The sequence below is a fragment of the Priestia flexa genome, from assembly GCF_021441905.1.
Taxonomy (GTDB): Bacteria; Bacillota; Bacilli; order Bacillales; family Bacillaceae_H; genus Priestia; species Priestia flexa.
Genome location: NZ_CP090431.1, coordinates 3265565 through 3283639 on the forward strand (window position 1 = coordinate 3265565; position 18075 = coordinate 3283639).

Genomic DNA, 18075 nt, shown 5'->3' on the forward strand with positions numbered 1-18075 from the left:
AGCCCCCTTACAATACGTTCTACATGACAAGTTTCCTATTTATAAAAAGGGTTATTGTAATCCTTTAAATGTTTAAGCGTCAATGTTTTTATGATACCATGTAAAGCCTTGCTTTTGAGCAAAAATTTTAATTTTTTCACACAAAATATTGGCAATTTGTCGACTGTGTCTCCTTTTATCATTTCTTTCAAAGAAAAACCTTTTGCTTTTCTAAATTCATCGACAAAATTGCTGAAATTTCGAGTTCTACAGTTGAAGTTTTAGCCTGCAACGTTACAATTAAAGAAAATGAAAGGAGTGATGCAAGTTGATGAAGGTAGACCGACATATCCACACACCATTTTGTCCACATGGCTCACAGGATTCATTACAAGCTTATGTAGAGAAAGCCATCCAATTAGGCTTCCAGGAAATTTCATTTACAGAGCATGCCCCGATTCCTGAGAATTTTGTTGACCCAACTCCGGAACAAGATAGCGGCATGTCGATGACACAGCTTGAAAATTATTTAAAAGATGTCCATCACATAAAAGAGCAGTATGCCAACGATTTAAAAATCAACGTTGGACTTGAAGTGGATTATATTGATGGATTTGAAACGAAAACTACGCAATTTTTAAATGAATACGGCCCTCACTTAGACGACAGCATACTGTCTGTTCACTTTTTAAGATTTGACCGTCAGTACTTTTGTTTAGATTATAGCCCCGAAGCATTTGCTCATATTGTACAGAAATTTGGGAGTGTAAGCAAAACATATGATAAGTACTACGAAACGCTGTTGAAGTCTGTAAACTATGACCTAGGACTTTTTAAGCCGAAGCGAATTGGACATATTACACTTGTTCATAAATTCAAAAGGCAATTTCCGTGTCCAAATCGATTTACTGAAAAAATTAATACGATTTTATTAGCTATTCAGCAACAAAACTTGGAGCTTGATTATAATGCAGCTGGACTCTTTAAACCTCTTTGTCAAGAAGCATACCCTGCTCCTGATGTGCTTGAATTAGCACGCAAAAAAAAGATCCCTCTTGTCTATGGATCAGATGCCCATTGTGCGAAGGACCTCGGTCAAGGTTACGAAACGCTATTTTCTTGTTAAACGCACGTGCACTTGCTTTTTCGGTTCACGCTGTTCATATAGCATCGTTCGAATCCAAGCAGTTAGTTCGCCATTGTATTGCTCTAAAAAGTAGGTTTCTTGAGGCATAATATATAATACCTCTGTTAAATATTGTGGATGAAGGTAGGGCATCGAAAGCAGTGCTTTCAGCTGAATAATGATAAATGAAGAGTTAACCTTTCGAAATTCCCTATCTTCCATTCCTTTTTCTAAAACGGTTTTAAGGTAGTACTTTTCTTTTGTTAAGTATGTTGTCATAACTTCTCTTATGAACGTCGTGTCTAGTGAAATCTCGCGATAGACAAGCCGCGCAATTGTACGGTTTTCGTGCTGATAATTCAGTACAGCAGAGACCATCCCCTGTAAACACTCCTTAGCATCTTTATATTCCCTGAGCTCAAATTCATTTTCAAGTTCTGCTATATAGCCTTCAAAGTAAGTTGTAACAAGCGTTTCTAATAGCCCTTCTTTACCTTCAAAGTAATATGAAATATTCGCTACGTTCACCTTTGCTTTTGTAGCAATCTCGCGTACTGAAGTTCCATCAAAACCTTTCGCGTTAAATAATGAAACCGCAGCGTCAATAATTCGTTCCTTCGTTTTAGCTTGAACAACCATTTTTACCACCTCATCTTTTTTCAATCAAGTGATATTTAAGCAGGAATCACGTCTTCTTATACACAATCAAAGTCATTGCAAAATCCGAGAGAAATCGTTACATTATTTAAAAGGGTTTTATGGGCTTATCTACATAATTCGTGATAAGCTTCTAAGTTCCTGTAATCTTTTATCGACAAAGTCATGAACAGAACGACGCGCTTTGATACATTTTATACGTTTTATGTTGAATGGAGGAGAATAACATGTTTCATGTCGAAAATTATAGCGAATCAAGAGAAAAAAATTATGAACTTGTTTTAAAGCAACTTCGTGCATTAATTGACGGAGAAAATAATCTGATCGCAAACCTTTCTAATGCTTCAGCACTTTTAAACCAGTTTTTAGAAGATGTAAACTGGGTTGGATTTTATTTAACGGAAGGGAATCAGCTAGTGCTTGGCCCTTTCCAGGGCTTACCAGCATGCGTAAGAATTCCATTTGGAAGAGGTGTTTGTGGAACTGCCGCTGAAACCCAACAAACGCAGCTTGTTGCTGATGTACATCAGTTTCCCGGTCATATCGCTTGCGATGCTGCATCTCAATCAGAGATTGTTGTCCCTATTGTAAAAGACGATAAATTAATTGGTGTGTTGGACATCGATAGCCCAATTAAAAACCGTTTTGATGAACTAGACCAAGCTTATTTAGAGAAGTTTGTTGAAGCTTTGCTAGAAGCAATGTAATAAATAATAAAGAGGATGCTTAAGCATCCTCTTTATTCAGATTGACGAGAAACCTGTAAGGTTCTCGTCAATCTGAGGCTCTTTTCATTTTTTATAGTGAAACAAGTAAACATTTCACAAACAAATCGTCGTTTTCCATAAAAATCGCCCATTACCTGACCTGTTTTGGTCAGGTAATGGGCGATTTTTTTCATGTTTTGACAAGCTGCCGTCAGATACGCCTGCATCTGGACAGACTTCAGCCCTCGATACCGGGCATATCGATACCCATTTAGCTCTTTTGCGTCGGCAAAGCTACGCTCAATCGTCGTGCAACGCATACGATAAAGTTGTTTACCTGCTTTTGTGCGCTTGTTTAGACGCGCTTGTTCTTTGAATCTCTCCCAAATGTGACGTGTCACCACGCGTTGTTTTTGGGAAGCGGAAAAACACCCGTCTCTCATTGGACAAACGGCACAATCACTTGGATTTGATTTGTATGTACGATCTCCTGTGCGACTGGTAGTCGCATACGATAAAATGCACCCCATTGGACAAGCGAATACATCTTTTTCCTGTACGTAGTGAAACAGACGTTTTGGCACGTCTTTGTTTGACGATCCAAAACGCCGATAGCCCATCACCATAAAAATCCCTTTTTCAGAAAGGCGTTTACAAATATGGCTTGTAAAATACCCGGCATCTAATGCAACAGCTTCAACAGAAAAGCGAAACTTTTTTATTTGTATGTCAAGGCGGTCAAGATAAGGAACAGAGTCAGCCACATTGCCAGCTGTAATACAGGTATCTGTAATAATATTATGTTTGACATCCACCGTTCGATGATCTAAATAATGAAAGCCATCTGGCTTTCCATCTCTCATCATAAAACCACTATCGGGATCCGTTGTACTGATGCGGGTTTGTTTTTGTAAGGCAACGCCTTCCTTTCGAGGACTTAGTTCTTTTTTCCGTTTTCAAGACGATCTTCGTTGACGGCTGCTTCTAACTCTTCCATATACGCTTGTCGGCGGGACTTCTTTGGTTGTTTTTCATATTTATGTTTATTCGCATTCGCTTTGATATGAGTCGAGTCTGTCATTAAAGCACGTCCACCAACCATGCGATGTTCTATCGCCTGGCGAACAATTTCATCAAAAATGTCTTCAAAAATCGTCGTATCTAAAAAGCGTGTTCGGCGATTAAAACTAATCGTCGAATGGTGAGGAACGGCATCCGTTAACGATAAGCCTAAGAACCATCGATACGCCACATTCGTTTGAATTTCTTTGGCAAGTTGACGTTCGGAACGAACGCCATAAAAGTAGCCAATAAACATCATTTTGAATAGCGTAATGGGATGAATGGAAGGACGTCCATTGTCTTCACAATAATAAGGAAGAAGCTTTTCTTCAATAAAGCTAAAATCAATTGTCGCTTCAATTGTACGCAAAAAGTGATTGGCAGGAACTAAATCTTCTACAGAAACCATCACTTGTTCATCTCGATGATTTTTAAGTGCACCCATCATGTTTCATCAACTCCAGTCTTTTTTTATCAGTGTTACCACTGATAAAAAAAGACAGACATAAAAAAGCTGTTGAGAACAAAGTTTCTCAACAGCCTGAATAAAGAGGATGCTTAAGCATCCTCTTTATTATTTATACTCTTGAATAACGGCTTGGTTTTTCCCTCTTTTTTTCGCTTCATACAATGCTAGGTCAGCCCGCTTAAATAGTTTCTCAGTTGAATCTTGTTGTTCTTGAGACCAAAAAGAAATACCAGAGGAAATTGTTGTCTTTGGGATTGTTTCTTCTTCTACACGCTTAACAAGCCGATTCGCTATGCGCTTTGCGATACTTAATGTAGTGCAGGGCAAGTAAACAGCTAATTCTTCACCGCCCCACCTTGCTGCTACATCATTTAACCTAATATTCCCTTTAATAAGATTTGATATTTGAATGATAATATCATCTCCTACTTGATGACCATATGTATCGTTTATTCTCTTAAAATTATCAATATCTAATAAAATAAATGAGCCGCCCGAATCTTTTCTCATAGACTCTTCAATACACTGATCCAAGTATTTCCTCGAATAAAGCTTACTCAAATGATCTGTCACGACTAACTTTTCTAATTCATCTCGCAGCATCGCGTTCACAAATGCAAGCGTTGAATGATGAACAATCTCCTGAACGAGCTTAAATGTATCAAAAGAGAAGAAATAAGGTTGCTTATGAAGAACCATTACCATACCTTTTAACTGTTGGTCTTGAACCATCGGTACAGCAATTAGTGATTGAAATGTAACAAGTTCATCATTCAGCTCTCCAACTATATTGTTTATAAACAACGATTCATTCTCCTGAGTAATCCTTTTATATGCATACTCAATATAGTATCTCGCACCAGGGGTGTCAAAAAATGCAGTGTTTCCTTTTAATGGGGCATAATAATCATCCTCAAAGAAGATTACGCCAACCTCTTGAGCATCAAATGATGTCATAATTCGATTCGACACATAATGAATACCGTCGTGTAGATTTAATTTTTCGTTTAAATGACGTGATGTTTCATTAATGAGCTTTAAATCGGTAAGGTTTTTTTGCGAACGTACATAAAGCTGTACCTTCTCCAATGCCCCTGCAGTGACGCTGATTAATTGTTTAATAAAGGGGATTTCTGAATGTGGAAAAAAAGACGGTGTACTCTTTTCCATAATAAGCACACCATAAGTTCCCTGCGAACCTACAAGAGGTGCATAAACTTTGCAGCCTGTACTATCTGTTGAAACTACGTCAACCTCACCTGTCACATAAATATTCATTAGCTCTTGATCATCGTATGATAGGGGCAAAATTTTATCGATATACCGCCCACGATAATCATGGGCAACATAAATTTTATGTTGATAAGTTGGATACATACCTTCCAATACGCTTATCACTTTTTCTAATATGTAATCCATGTTCATGGAACGGTTAAATGCTTCTGTTAATTCGTATAGCTCCTTATATCGCGCCTTATCAATGGATGTTTGATAATGGGCATATACTTTCTTTAGAAATGCAATACACTGCTTGCTAAGCTCTGTTAAAAAGCTATTACTATTTCCCTTTACTAAATCCGTTCTTTCTATACCAAACAAACAATGATAATGCTCAATTGTTAGCGCCATTACAATATACGAATCTGTCACATAATAGCTTTGTTGAGTACGTAACGGTAAAGAGTTAAGAAGGTCTAATACCTCTTTTTCACCCTTATCATTGCTTTGATTACCTTTTTTATTTACAGATGCTATTAATTTATAGCCATAGAGTTCTCCTGCTTTTAACGCAATAAAACCACTGCTAGATTCCAATATAGAAATGATGCTCTGCACCATTTTATCTAATGTTTGTCGTAATGATTCAGCATTGTCATTAACGTGCGTTAATTCAAATAAACGTCCTTTTAATTCTCTCAAAACTTCTTGTTGATTCATTTCATTATCACCTACACCATTAATTCCTCTTCTAAACCATTCTTTTATTATAATAAAAAATCCTGTTTTTTCCTATCATAACCTTTTAAATTAACAGGCTTGACAATCTGATGTAGAAAACATATAATACTCGTTGTGTAAAATATTGCAGCTTATACAGTCTTCTTTATGTTTTTTCATTTTGTTCCTCAGCATGAGCTGATGGTGTATCGTGTAACTCTCTGCTGCTAGAGCGATGGTACATGAAAACAAAATGAGCATATCGTTAGAATGTGTCTGTTTTTGTTTTGCATAAAATAAAAACACAAACAAGGAGGAGTCATCATGGCTCGTTATACAGGTCCAAGTTGGAAAATTTCTCGTCGTTTAGGTCTTTCTCTAAGCGGTACAGGTAAAGAATTAGAAAAACGCCCTTACGCTCCAGGTCCACATGGCCCAGGACAACGTAAGAAAATTTCTGAGTACGGTTTACAATTACAAGAAAAGCAAAAATTACGTCACATGTATGGCGTAAACGAGCGTCAATTCCGTAACTTATTCGTTGCTGCTGGTAAATTAACTGGTAAGCACGGTGAGAACTTCATGATTCTTTTAGAAGCTCGTCTTGATAACTTAGTATACCGTATGGGTCTTGCACGCACTCGTCGTCAAGCTCGTCAATTAGTTAACCACGGTCACATCTTAGTTGATGGTAAACGCGTTGACATTCCCTCTTACCGTGTACAACCTGGTCAAGTGATTGGTGTTCGCGAAAAATCTCGCAACCTTTCAATTATTAAAGAATCTGTAGAAGCTACAAACTTCGTACCAGACTACTTAACTGTAGATGCAGAAAAATTAGAAGGTACTTTCACTCGCTTACCTGAGCGTACTGAATTATCTCCTGAAATCAACGAAGCACTAATCGTAGAGTTCTACTCTCGTTAATAGTAAAAAAAGATTCCCTCTATTGGGAATTTTTTTTGTTTACTCATGAAAAAAGACGCTCAAACTTGAGCGTCTTTTCATTAATATTGAATTAACGTATATTTTTTCTTACCGCGTCGAATAACTGTGAACTGCCCTTCAATACGGTCTGCTTCCGTCATTACTTTTTGAAGATCTTGAATACGTTCTCCATTAATATAAATTGCCCCGTTTGTTACATCTTCACGTGCTTGACGTTTAGACGGAGAAATTTTACTTTCAACAAGTAAATCGATAAGTCCTACTTCTTCACCACTATGATTGTAAGAAGGTACATCTTTAAATCCTTCTTTAATTTCTACTGCAGTTAACTCAGCAATGTTACCGTTAAATAACGCTTGTGAAATACGAATTGCTTGCTCTAGAGCTGCCTTCCCATGAACAAGTTCTGTCATTTCACCCGCTAACGCTTTTTGAGCTTCACGTTTTTCAGGCGCTTCATTGGCAGATGCTTCAAGCGCCGTAATCTCTTCATGAGATAAGAACGTAAAATATTTTAAGTATTTTACAACATCGCGGTCATCTGTGTTGATCCAGAACTGATAGAACTCATAAGGGCTTGTCTTTTCAGCATCTAACCAAACTGCTCCACCTTCTGTTTTACCGAACTTTGTACCGTCAGCTTTTGTTACAAGCGGAACTGTTAAACCAAATGCCTTTGCATCTTCTTCAGATTTACGAATTAGTTCAAGGCCAGCTGTAATGTTCCCCCACTGGTCGCTTCCCCCAATTTGCAGCTTACAGTTATACGTTTTGTATAAGTTTAAGAAGTCATAAGACTGTAAAATCATGTAGCTAAATTCTGTGAAAGAAATTCCTGACTCAATGCGTGATTGAACAGAATCTTTTGCCATCATATAATTAATACCAAAGTTTTTGCCGATATCACGTAAGAATGTAATCACATCTAGAGATCCAATCCAGTCATAGTTATTTGCAATAACCGCTTGATTATCCCCGTTTTCAAAATCTAAGAAGCGAGATAGCTGACCTTTAATACGATCACTAAACATCGCTACTGTTTCTTTTTCATTTAACGTACGTTCTGCTTTTTTCCCACTTGGATCTCCAATAAGACCTGTACCTCCACCAACTAGTGCAATTGGTTGATGACCAGCTTGCTGGAAGCGACGTAAAATTAACACGGGTAATAAATGACCAATGTGTAAGCTATCAGCCGTTGGGTCGAATCCACAGTATAAGCGAACTGATTCAGAATTTAATAACTCACTTAATCCTTTTTCATCCGTTTGTTGATTAATAAGACCACGGAATTCAAGATCTTGTAAAATGTTCATCTAAGTTTCTCTCCTTTAATATATCTTTCAAAACAACACAAAAACGCCCCTTCTATAAAAGAAGGGACGAAAATATCGCGGTACCACCCTATTTGAAAATAACAACGGTTATTTTCCACTTAAACGATGTAACGGTCTTCCCGTCTTTTGCTACTAACACGTTCACAAAAGATGCTCAAGGATGTACTTCATATCTGTCTATGGCTGATTTACACCGACCACCAGCTCTCTTTAACAGGGAGACAGCTACTACTTTTTCCTATCTCTGCATTTTATATTAAAAAAATCTATACAGCATTATTATGAATGATTTCATTTTAAAATTCAAGTAGCAATCTATGTGATAAAAACTAAAAGAGAGTGGGACATAACAAAACAAATTTCCAAAAAGACGAACACTCCCTTTTCTCACCTCTTTACGTTGTCAGAACACGTTCGTTCCATTGCACTACGGCCGCTCGCTTTCCGCGTGGAGGAACCTGAGCTTCCTCGCTGCGCTGCGGGATCTCAGGTTTCCCTCTATTTCCCGCAGGAGTCGAGTGTCCTACACTCCATTCCACCCTGTTTCCAACATTGTTTTCACAATCAACAAAAAACCTGAACGATTAAAAGTGAGGAACTCTCAACCGTTCAGGTTTATCATTGGCTGAATTACTTAGGTCCCAGCCTCTTTTTTCGATTAATCTTCCATAGTTGATAAATCACCTGTTGGAAGATCTAACTCCCATGCTTTTAAAACACGTCGCATAATCTTACCGCTTCTTGTTTTTGGAAGCTTGTCTCTAAATTCAATTTCACGCGGTGCTGCATGAGCAGCTAACCCTTTTTTCACGAACTGACGTATTTCCTCAATCAGCTCATCTGAAGGCTCGTGCCCATCTCTCAATGCGATAAATGCTTTGATAATCTCACCACGAACAGGATCTGGTTTTCCGATAACGCCCGCTTCAGCAATTGCTGGATGTTCCACAAGCTTACTTTCGACTTCAAACGGTCCTACTCGCTCACCAGCCGTCATAATAACATCATCAATTCGCCCTTGGAACCAGAAATAACCGTCTTCATCCATATAAGCTGAATCTCCTGATACATACCAATCACCTGGCATAAAATAAGATTCATATTTTGCTTGGTTATTCCAAATTGTATGCATCATAGAAGGCCAACCTTTTTTAATCGCTAAATTCCCCATTCGATACGGTGGAAGTTCTTGGCCCTGATCATCCACAATAGCCGCTGTTACGCCTGGAATCGGCTTGCCCATTGATCCTGGCTTAATCTTCATGCACGGGTAGTTACAAATCGTTTGAGCACCTGTTTCTGTCATCCACCACGTATCATGGATACGCTTTTGAAACACCTTCATTCCCCAGCGCACAACTTCAGGATTTAGCGGTTCACCTACACTTAAAACATGACGAAGCTGAGATAGATTATAGCGTTTTACAAGTTCATCTCCTGCTCCCATTAGCATACGAAAAGCAGTAGGCGCACTATACCATACGGTAATACCGTATTCTTCAAGAGCCTGATACCATGAGTCTGGACTAAAGCGCCCACCAATAATGACATTTGTTGAACCAGTTAGCCACGGGCCAAAAATACCGTAAGATGTGCCTGTAACCCAACCGGGATCAGCCGTACACCAATAAACATCTTCATCTTTTAAGTCCAACACCCATTTAGCAGTTTGATAGTGTTGTAGCATCGCATTATGAACATGTAAAACACCTTTTGGCTTACCAGTTGAACCTGATGTGTAGTGCAACAGCATACCATCAGTTCGATCAACCCATTCAATTTCAACTTCTTTACTTGCTTGTGCAATACGCTGATTAAAATCTAAAAATGGTCCATGCTCTTCTACTTCTTCACCTACAAGAAGAACATGCTTTAAAGCGGGTAGTTCCTGAACGGGTACACGTTGGAGTAATTCTGGAGTTGTAATTAATACTTTCGCTTCACTATCTTCAAGTCGATCTTTTACAGCACCTTCCATAAATGCTTCAAACAATGGACCAACAATAGCACCTAGTTTAATAGCACCTAAAAGAGCAAAATACAATTCCGGGGATCTCGGCATAAAAATAAAAACGCGATCTCCTTTTTCAACATCTGCCTGCTTTAAAACGTTCGCTGCTTTATTCGACCAATCTTTCATTTCACGATACGTATACTTTTCATTACGATTCGCATCCCTGTAATAAAGCGCTACTTTGTTTTTACGCGTAGAGTTTGCGTGCCTATCGATTGCTTCATAGGCAGCATTTAGTTTACCTGTTTCATGCCAAGAAAATTCTTTTTCCACCTGCGACCAATCAAATTCTGTATACATTTGATCATAGTCCTGTAAATTATACTCACCGTTAATTACAGGAAGCGCTTCCACTTTCATCACAAACTCCCCCTTATGTAAATATTCTCATTCCTATTATATAACAGAGCTTTAATTTTCTCAATTTTAAAAATATTTATTGGAATGATGCTCTGTTCTCGATAGAATAATTCGACTAATTTTACCAATTTCCTTTTTTTCTCGATAAATTTATTGAAAACGCTTCATTTATCTCGATTTTATGTATAATACAGATAAGACCGAATAAAGGTGGTGACCTTGTTGAATCACATCAAAACATACAATATGAAAGAAGTTAAAACTCCTGTTGGGACGTTAGTTATTGAAGGTCCCGTTTCCTCTACAACATTAGCACAGCTAGATTTCCACCAAGAATTAACAGCTTTTAGACCCGCTGAACAGCAAAAGCAAGCTCTAGTTGAAATTGCCGACTTACCCGAAGGTAGAATTATTGTTGCACGCATCAACCATACGGTTGTTGGCTATGTCACCTTCTTATATCCAGACCCCTTAGAAAGGTGGTCTGAAGGGAAAATGGATAATTTAATTGAACTGGGTGCCATTGAAGTAGCAGCTCCATTTAGAAGCTACTCGATTGGCAAAAGCTTATTAAAAGTTTCAATGATGGATGATGCCATGGAAGATTATATTATTATTACAACAGAATATTATTGGCATTGGGATTTAAAAGGAACAGGCTTAAACGTGTGGGAATATCGTAAAATCATGGAAAAAATGATGAACACGGGTGGATTAACCTGGTATGCAACAGATGACCCGGAAATCAGCTCACATCCAGCCAACTGTTTAATGGCTCGAATAGGAAAAAGAGTCAATTTAGATAGCGTTCAATCGTTTGATCATCTGCGTTTTCAAAATCGCTTTATGTATTGATAAGGAGGCGTTTTATATGCTTGTTGAAGAGATTATGATTCAAGATGTTATTACTCTAGCACCGACTGATACCATTGCTGAAGCACTTCATTTGCTAGATACATATAAAATTCGTCATATTCCAATTGTGAATCATGCACATCATATTGTTGGTATCATCTCTGATCGTGATATACGAGATGCTAGTCCATCAATTTTAGATCCATCTTCACAGTCCACTGAATTATCAGAACCTATTCATCGCATCATGCAAAAGAATGTTATTACTGCACACCCTCTTGATTTTGTAGAAGATATCGCAAACGTCTTCTATGAAAACCAAATTGGATGCATACCTGTTACACAAGAGAACCGTCTAATCGGTGTCGTTACCGAACGAGACTTATTGCGTAGCTTTATTCAGCTAACTGGGTCACATAAGCCTGGGTCACATATTGAAGTGAAAGTTAAAAACCAAGCTGGTGTTTTAAGTGATGTGACAGCTATTTTTGGTCAACACCGTACGAACATCTTGAGCGTCCTAGTATATCCTCATAAAGATGATCGATATAAAGTACTCGTTTTTAGGGTTCAAACATTTAACCCGCTTAGCATTATTAACGATTTACGTGATCACGGCTACGAAGTTATTTGGCCAAAACCACTGGAGAGTACGTTATGAAAAAACAAGATGCCGTCTTTATTTACTCTGAAGATTTATTAACCTATAAATTTAACCACCATCACCCTTTTAACCAGCTCCGAGTAAAGCTAACTTATGAACTATTGCTGGAATCTGGAATGCTAACAGATAAACAAATTGTCTTACCCAGAATGGCTACTGACGAAGAACTAGCGCTCGTTCATGACCCTGCTTATATACAAGCTGTTAAAGATGCTGGATTAGGAAATTTATCGACAACAAAAGGTGAAAGCTATGGACTGGGAACGGAAGATACGCCTATTTTTCATAACATGCACGAAGCTAGTGCATTTCTCGTTGGTGGTACACTTACTGCCGTAGATCAAGTAATGACAGGAAAAGCTAACCATGCACTAAATCTTGGTGGTGGACTTCACCATGGCTTTCGAGGAAAAGCATCCGGCTTTTGCATCTATAATGATAGTGCGGTAGCTATTCGCTATATGCAAGAAAAATACAGTGCCCGCATTTTATATGTCGATACAGATGCTCATCACGGTGATGGCGTGCAGTGGACTTTTTACGACGATCCTTCTGTATGTACTTTATCTATTCACGAAACTGGTAGATACCTATTCCCTGGAACTGGCGATGTAAACGAGCGCGGACATAATAAAGGATACGGATATTCATTTAATATACCAGTTGATGCCTATACAGAAGACGATTCATGGTTACACGCCTATAAAACATCGCTTGAAGCGGTTGCTGCGTTCTTTAAACCTGACGTTATCTTAACTCAAAACGGTGCTGATTCTCATTACTATGATCCTCTTACTCACCTCTGCGGCACGACTAAAATGTATCGAGAAATCCCAAAAGTTGCGCATGAAATCGCTCATAAATACTGCAATGGAAAGTGGATTGGAGTAGGTGGTGGAGGGTATGATATTTGGCGGGTAGTTCCACGTGCTTGGTCCTTTATTTGGCTGGAGATGTTAGAAAAGCAATCGATTACAGGAAACTTACCGACCACTTGGGTTCAAAAGTGGGAAAGAGAAGCGCCCATCCCAATTTGTACAAAATGGGATGATGAAGATGGAATTTATGATCCTATTCCAAGAAGGAAAGAAATTGAAGAAAAGAATGCTCATACTGTCTCTCGAGCGCTCTTTCCTATTCGCTCGCATCAGAAAGAAGCTTCGTCTCACTAAAAAGCATGGCCTCTTCTCATATCATAAGAAGAGGCCATGCTCTGAATAACTACTCATTGGTCGGGTCAGAAATAATAATCTCAACGCGTCGATTCTTTTGCATATTGGCTTCTGACGTATTTTCAACAACAGGCTTTGCTTCCCCGTAGCCGATAGCGATAAATTGCTCAGACTTTAAATCATAATGAGCTATAAAATAACGAATGACGCTGCTCGCTCTTGCAGTAGATAACTCCCAGTTCGATGGATAACGGTACGTTTTAATCGGTCGATTATCGGTATAGCCTTCAATTTTTATCTGATTAGGTATCGTCGTAAAAAGTGCGCCCAACTCATTTAGGAACGGGTAGCCTTTTTTTAAAATCTCCGCTTCTCCTGTCTCAAATAATACCTGTTCTTGTAATACCAAAACGACTCCTCGCTCATCACGATTCGCAGTTATCACTTCCTGAAGGTTATTTTCCTCAAGATATTGTTGTACCTGTAAAAGAATACGATCAAGCTCTGCTGACTTGTTACTAAGGACTTTTTTATTATTTCCCTCTTGCGACTGTGAAGATGATTCAAATTCAATAATAGAAGCATCTGCTCCGTTAGACTCTGATAATCCTAAAGAATTTACTAATTGCTTAAACTTAATATTATCGATATTAGACATAGAGAAAAGTAAAATAAAAAACACTAATATTAACGTAACAAGGTCTGCAAACGTCACCATCCATTTGTTCGACTGTGAAGAGTGCTGAACTTTTTTTCTACGCTTCACGGACGCTAGCCCTCTCTTTAAGCTGAGATTGTCTTGCTTTTTTAGCGGGTATAAATGCTTTTAGCTTTTCTTGCAATAATCTCGGGTTTTGACCGCTTTGCAAACCGACAACTGCTTCAATTACTACTTCTTTCATAAATACTTCCTGCTCTGTTTTCACTGCTAGCTTGGCTGCAATTGGTTGAAATAATAAATTTGAAAGAAGAGAACCATATAATGTCGTCAAAAGTGCAATAGCCATATTCGGGCCAAGCGTAGAAGGGGTATTCAAGTTTCTTAACATTAAAACAAGTCCAATTAATGTTCCTACCATTCCCCAAGCCGGAGCATAATCGCCAGCTTTTTCAAACACGCTTCTTCCCTTAGAATGACGCTCTTCAATTCCAATAATTTCTGCTTCTAACATTTCTTTAATTACTTCAGGCTCTACGCCGTCAATTGCTAATAGCAGCCCTTTCCGCACGAATGGATCATGAACCTTGTCCATTTCTGCTTCCAGTGCCAATAACCCTTCACGCCTTGCTAATTCTGATAGCTGTACAAATTTTTCTATTAGTTCATCAACATTTGATTCCTTTGATTGAAAAGCTTGTAAACCAACTCTCCACATATTACGAAGCTGCCTAATCGGAAAGCTGACGCATAGAGCTCCGAAAACTCCCCCCAAGACAATAAGCATGGACGGGAAATCAATAAAAATTAAAAAGCCTTGTACTCCGCCGCTAGAAATAACGCCAAACGCAACCATAGAGATACCAATCAGTATCCCTATAGGCGTTAATAGATCAAATTTCTTCATACCCTCTCTCCCCACTAATGGCAACTTCAATGTGTTCCTGCATGACTAAGCACATTAGCTACTTATGGAAATTTCTATTTATTTCGTTGACTGTCTGTATTCAATACGGTGTGGAAGCTGAACAATGCTACTATCCACTGTTTCTTTATTCATATACTTCGTTAATAATCTCATAGCTACTGCACCAATATCATACATTGGTTGAACAACAGAAGTTAACTGCGGACGTACCATCGTAGCCAAACGCGTATTGTCAAATCCAATAACCTCAAGATCATTTGGCACGTTATATCCACGATCTTGTGCGCCATGAATAACACCTAGAGCCATCTCATCAGTAGCTACAAAGATAGCCGTTGGTTTTTCATTTTCTTCAAATAGCTTTTCAACTGCTTCAATACCTGAATCGTATGTGTAATCGCCTTCCACGATATAAGAATCCAGAACGTCTATTTGATGATCTGTTAATGCTCTTTCATAACCTTTTAATTTTTGGGCATGATTAATAGGCTCTTCTAGAGTACCTGCTAAGAATGCAATTTTACTGTGGCCATTGTCAATTAAAGACTTAACCGCATCATATGCTGCTTGTTCATAATCGATTGTGACAGATGGAATTTGGTTTGTAGATTCAATAGACGCTGCTAATACAATCGGAACTGGTGACTTCTTTAACTCTTCTACATGCTCTTCCGTTAAATTACCACTCATGAAAATAATTCCGTCTACTTGTTTACCTAGCATTGTATTTAATAGATGAAGTTCTTTATCTTGGTTTTGATCGGAGTTACTTAGAATAATGTTGTATTTATACATTGTAGCGATATCTTCAATACCACGTGCAAGTTCTGCGTAAAAGATACTTGAAATATCTGGGATAATAACCCCTACTGTTGTTGTTTTTTTACTTGCTAACCCTCTCGCTACTGCGTTAGGACGATAGCCCAAACGCTCAATTGTTTCTAGTACTTTTTTTCTTGTCGAAGGCTTCACGTTAGGGTTTCCGTTCACAACGCGCGAAACCGTTGCCATTGATACACTCGCTTCTCTTGCTACATCATAAATTGTTACGTTCATAACGACACACTCCTTTTTTATTACTTGTTCACTTATTTTGCCCTTAAATGATAACTTGTAATTACGTATATAAACCCTTCTTGCATATAACGAAATAGTTGTAAGATTTTCATTCATGATTTTTATATACCAATTAAATACCCATTCTATATAACGTCTATTCATAAATCATCAAAAGTTCTTATGTATATACATGTACATACAGGGACTTGAATAAAAAAATAATTGACAGAATTATAGCGAATATCTGTAACTACTATACGACACTATGTGCTGAACCGCAACGCCTTTAGTGCCTTTTTCCGACAAATTTCACCAGATTTTCAAAAAATGATTCTGCCTTTTTATCATTTCCTATTTTTAGCAAACTTATTGTAAAGATGCAACATTATTGCTTTTTTTCTATCTATGACAGCACAGTTTTTCATAAAAGAAGCCCGAAACATGAGTTTCAGGCTTCTCATTTATAAATTTCAGTTACAAAGTGGCTTTAACTTACTCATAAATTCATTAAATTGAGGGATATTCATCTGCTGCGCAGAATCTGATAGTGCAACAGCAGGGTCTGGATGAACTTCTGCCATGACTCCATCAGCTCCAATTGCGAGCGCTGCTTTGGCAGTTGGGAGCAGTAAATCTCTTCGACCTGTGGAATGCGTAACATCGACAAGAACTGGTAAATGAGTTTCTTTTTTCAAGATTGGAACAGCTGAAATATCTAATGTGTTGCGAGTTGCTCGCTCATATGTCCGAATCCCGCGTTCACATAAGATAATTTGACCATTTCCTTTTGACATAATGTATTCAGCAGCATTAATAAATTCATCGATTGTAGCAGCTAAACCCCTTTTTAGTAATACAGGCTTATTCACGCTTCCTGCTGCTTTTAGTAATTCAAAGTTTTGCATGTTTCGTGCGCCAATTTGAATAACGTCTACATAATCAAGTGCTGTTTCAATATCACCAGGGGTCACAATTTCACTAATAACGGCTAAATCGTACTCATCAGCAGCTTGCTTTAAAATCTTCAGACCTTCTAACCCCAACCCTTGAAAGTCATATGGTGATGTTCTAGGCTTATAAGCTCCACCTCGAAGAAGCTTAATTCCTTGCTGCTTAACTACTTTTGCCACCTCAGCAACTTGTTCATAGCTTTCAACTGCACAAGGGCCCGCAATAAACCGCTGACTACCATCGCCAATTGCTTCTCCTTTTACCATGACAATTGTATTATCTGGCTTTTTCTTTCTTGAGACAAGAAGCGCTTTTCTATGGTCATCTTCTTGAAGCTCAAGGTTCGCTTTAAAAATTTCTTTGAAAATATGCTGCAAAGTAGATGTTTCAAATGGCCCTTCATTTTTCTCAACAATTAAATCAAGCATTACCCTTTCACGAACGGGATCAAAACGATTCGTTCCTTGTACCCCTTTTAGCTTACCAACTTCCTGAACGAGCATTCCTCTTTCATTAATAACTTTTAGTAGCTGTAGGTTCAGTTCATCGATTTGAGCACGTAGTTGCTGTAAATCTTGTTTCGCCATTTGGTTCCACCCTTCCACCTTTACGGTAATCAATATTCACTTGTTTATCTCTCTGCCAGAAATAGCAAAGACACAGAAGTCCTTTGAAGAATCTGTTGATCTAGGAGGATATAGATAGAGGAGAAAGACTAAGTTACTATTCATTTTATACGAAAATAAGCTGAAGCACAATAAACGAAAGCTTGCGCAAATAATCATCACGCAAGCTTTTTCCACTTCTTTTATTTACTTACTCTTTTACTTAGTTCTTCTTCAGTAATCTTCCAATGTGAAATGTCCCACTTCACTTTACCATCTTCAAAGAAAAGTGCTTGTGGTGATTCATGTTTAACACCATATGTCTCAGCAATATAGTTTGATAGCGGGCGTGCTTCTTGCACGTGTAAATAGTATGCTTTCACTGAGTTTTGATTGTTTACATAGTTTGAGAATGCTTCATGACCGGCGCCACTAATCGGACAAGTTGTACTATGCTTTAAAAATAGAAAAGATTCATTTTCATTGACCACTTCATTAAACTCTTCTATGCTTATAATTTTCTTCATTTCCATCATCCTTTTAAGTTTTTTTCTTTATTTTACCTTCTCAATTACTCATTCACAAT

15 protein-coding genes, 1 pseudogene and 1 other annotated feature are annotated in these 18075 nt (G+C 38.1%); of the genes and pseudogenes, 6 read left to right on the top strand and 10 right to left on the bottom strand.

Going from position 1 to position 18075, the window contains the following annotated elements; translation table 11 throughout:
* Window positions 1–310 precede the first annotated feature (310 nt).
* A complete protein-coding gene (hisJ, locus tag LZP85_RS16775) occupies window positions 311–1105 on the top strand; it encodes a histidinol-phosphatase HisJ (RefSeq protein ID WP_119543295.1) in 795 nt (264 codons plus the stop codon).
* Here hisJ and refZ read toward each other — a convergent pair.
* Window positions 1091–1744: a forespore capture DNA-binding protein RefZ gene (gene refZ, locus LZP85_RS16780; protein WP_119543254.1), complete on the bottom strand. Its 654-nt coding sequence runs from the start codon at window positions 1742–1744 to the stop codon at window positions 1091–1093. The two genes, hisJ and refZ, sit on opposite strands and share 15 nt — an antisense overlap.
* Before the next feature lie 245 nt (window positions 1745–1989).
* On the opposite strand from refZ, the gene LZP85_RS16785 reads away from it, so the two are divergent.
* Window positions 1990–2469, top strand: a complete 480-nt coding sequence (locus LZP85_RS16785; RefSeq protein WP_025909469.1) for a GAF domain-containing protein — start codon at window positions 1990–1992, stop codon at window positions 2467–2469.
* Window positions 2470–2606: 137 nt separating this feature from the next.
* Here LZP85_RS16785 and LZP85_RS16790 read toward each other — a convergent pair.
* Window positions 2607–3979 (bottom strand): annotated as a pseudogene (locus LZP85_RS16790) (IS1182 family transposase); the annotation flags it as partial.
* A 126-nt stretch (window positions 3980–4105) separates the two neighbouring features.
* The gene (locus LZP85_RS16795) at window positions 4106–5938 is read right to left on the bottom strand and encodes a sensor domain-containing diguanylate cyclase (protein WP_206782175.1); all 1833 of its coding nucleotides are present in this window, start codon (window positions 5936–5938) and stop codon (window positions 4106–4108) included.
* Window positions 5939–6262: 324 nt separating this feature from the next.
* Between LZP85_RS16795 and rpsD the strand changes: the two genes are divergently transcribed.
* Complete coding sequence (gene rpsD / locus LZP85_RS16800) at window positions 6263–6865, top strand: 30S ribosomal protein S4 (RefSeq protein WP_025909471.1); 603 nt, start codon at window positions 6263–6265, stop codon at window positions 6863–6865.
* 80 nt (window positions 6866–6945) lie between these two features.
* Here the strand turns inward: rpsD and tyrS are convergent, their stop codons facing one another.
* Together tyrS and acsA are read right to left on the bottom strand one after the other, a co-directional pair.
* Entirely contained in the window at window positions 6946–8202 is a 1257-nt protein-coding gene (gene tyrS, locus LZP85_RS16805) for a tyrosine--tRNA ligase (RefSeq protein WP_119543256.1), read from the bottom strand.
* A 59-nt stretch (window positions 8203–8261) separates the two neighbouring features.
* Window positions 8262–8477, bottom strand: a binding site (T-box leader).
* Between the two features lie 404 nt (window positions 8478–8881).
* Complete coding sequence (gene acsA / locus LZP85_RS16810; protein WP_100346712.1) at window positions 8882–10597, bottom strand: acetate--CoA ligase; 1716 nt, start codon at window positions 10595–10597, stop codon at window positions 8882–8884.
* Between the two features lie 222 nt (window positions 10598–10819).
* Between acsA and LZP85_RS16815 the strand changes: the two genes are divergently transcribed.
* The 3 genes from LZP85_RS16815 to LZP85_RS16825 are packed head-to-tail and all read left to right on the top strand — an operon-like array spanning window position 10820 to window position 13288.
* Window positions 10820–11452: a GNAT family N-acetyltransferase gene (locus LZP85_RS16815; protein ID WP_025909474.1), complete on the top strand. Its 633-nt coding sequence runs from the start codon at window positions 10820–10822 to the stop codon at window positions 11450–11452.
* A gap of 16 nt (window positions 11453–11468) precedes the next feature.
* Entirely contained in the window at window positions 11469–12113 is a 645-nt protein-coding gene (locus LZP85_RS16820) for an acetoin utilization AcuB family protein (protein WP_061785750.1), read from the top strand.
* On the top strand, window positions 12110–13288 hold the full coding sequence (locus LZP85_RS16825; protein WP_119543258.1) for an acetoin utilization protein AcuC: 1179 nt from the start codon (window positions 12110–12112) through the stop codon (window positions 13286–13288). The genes LZP85_RS16820 and LZP85_RS16825 overlap by 4 nt, the downstream gene beginning before the upstream one ends.
* 49 nt (window positions 13289–13337) lie before the next feature.
* On the opposite strand, the gene motS is transcribed toward LZP85_RS16825, so the two are convergent.
* The 5 genes from motS to ytxJ form a co-directional block, all read right to left on the bottom strand.
* Window positions 13338–14006, bottom strand: coding sequence for a flagellar motor protein MotS (motS, locus tag LZP85_RS16830; RefSeq protein WP_234562267.1), 669 nt, complete (start codon window positions 14004–14006; stop codon window positions 13338–13340).
* 37 nt (window positions 14007–14043) lie between these two features.
* Complete coding sequence (gene motP / locus LZP85_RS16835; RefSeq protein WP_206782176.1) at window positions 14044–14853, bottom strand: flagellar motor protein MotP; 810 nt, start codon at window positions 14851–14853, stop codon at window positions 14044–14046.
* 78 nt (window positions 14854–14931) lie between these two features.
* Complete coding sequence (gene ccpA, locus LZP85_RS16840; protein ID WP_025909479.1) at window positions 14932–15930, bottom strand: catabolite control protein A; 999 nt, start codon at window positions 15928–15930, stop codon at window positions 14932–14934.
* 473 nt (window positions 15931–16403) lie between these two features.
* Entirely contained in the window at window positions 16404–17471 is a 1068-nt protein-coding gene (locus LZP85_RS16845) for a bifunctional 3-deoxy-7-phosphoheptulonate synthase/chorismate mutase (RefSeq protein WP_119543261.1), read from the bottom strand.
* Between the two features lie 221 nt (window positions 17472–17692).
* Window positions 17693–18016: a bacillithiol system redox-active protein YtxJ gene (ytxJ, locus tag LZP85_RS16850; RefSeq protein WP_119543262.1), complete on the bottom strand. Its 324-nt coding sequence runs from the start codon at window positions 18014–18016 to the stop codon at window positions 17693–17695.
* Window positions 18017–18075: the final 59 nt, after the last annotated feature.

What these genes read in the sequence shown, in the direction of transcription:
- hisJ (WP_119543295.1), top strand. Translation starts at nt 311, where the DNA reads ATGAAGGTAGACCGACATATCCACACACCATTTTGTCCACATGGCTCA.
- refZ (WP_119543254.1), bottom strand. Translation starts at nt 1,744, where the DNA reads ATGGTTGTTCAAGCTAAAACGAAGGAACGAATTATTGACGCTGCGGTT.
- LZP85_RS16785 (WP_025909469.1), top strand. Translation starts at nt 1,990, where the DNA reads ATGTTTCATGTCGAAAATTATAGCGAATCAAGAGAAAAAAATTATGAA.
- LZP85_RS16795 (WP_206782175.1), bottom strand. Translation starts at nt 5,938, where the DNA reads ATGAATCAACAAGAAGTTTTGAGAGAATTAAAAGGACGTTTATTTGAA.
- rpsD (WP_025909471.1), top strand. Translation starts at nt 6,263, where the DNA reads ATGGCTCGTTATACAGGTCCAAGTTGGAAAATTTCTCGTCGTTTAGGT.
- tyrS (WP_119543256.1), bottom strand. Translation starts at nt 8,202, where the DNA reads ATGAACATTTTACAAGATCTTGAATTCCGTGGTCTTATTAATCAACAA.
- acsA (WP_100346712.1), bottom strand. Translation starts at nt 10,597, where the DNA reads ATGAAAGTGGAAGCGCTTCCTGTAATTAACGGTGAGTATAATTTACAG.
- LZP85_RS16820 (WP_061785750.1), top strand. Translation starts at nt 11,469, where the DNA reads ATGCTTGTTGAAGAGATTATGATTCAAGATGTTATTACTCTAGCACCG.
- LZP85_RS16825 (WP_119543258.1), top strand. Translation starts at nt 12,110, where the DNA reads ATGAAAAAACAAGATGCCGTCTTTATTTACTCTGAAGATTTATTAACC.
- motS (WP_234562267.1), bottom strand. Translation starts at nt 14,006, where the DNA reads ATGGTGACGTTTGCAGACCTTGTTACGTTAATATTAGTGTTTTTTATT.
- motP (WP_206782176.1), bottom strand. Translation starts at nt 14,853, where the DNA reads ATGAAGAAATTTGATCTATTAACGCCTATAGGGATACTGATTGGTATC.
- ccpA (WP_025909479.1), bottom strand. Translation starts at nt 15,930, where the DNA reads ATGAACGTAACAATTTATGATGTAGCAAGAGAAGCGAGTGTATCAATG.
- LZP85_RS16845 (WP_119543261.1), bottom strand. Translation starts at nt 17,471, where the DNA reads ATGGCGAAACAAGATTTACAGCAACTACGTGCTCAAATCGATGAACTG.
- ytxJ (WP_119543262.1), bottom strand. Translation starts at nt 18,016, where the DNA reads ATGAAGAAAATTATAAGCATAGAAGAGTTTAATGAAGTGGTCAATGAA.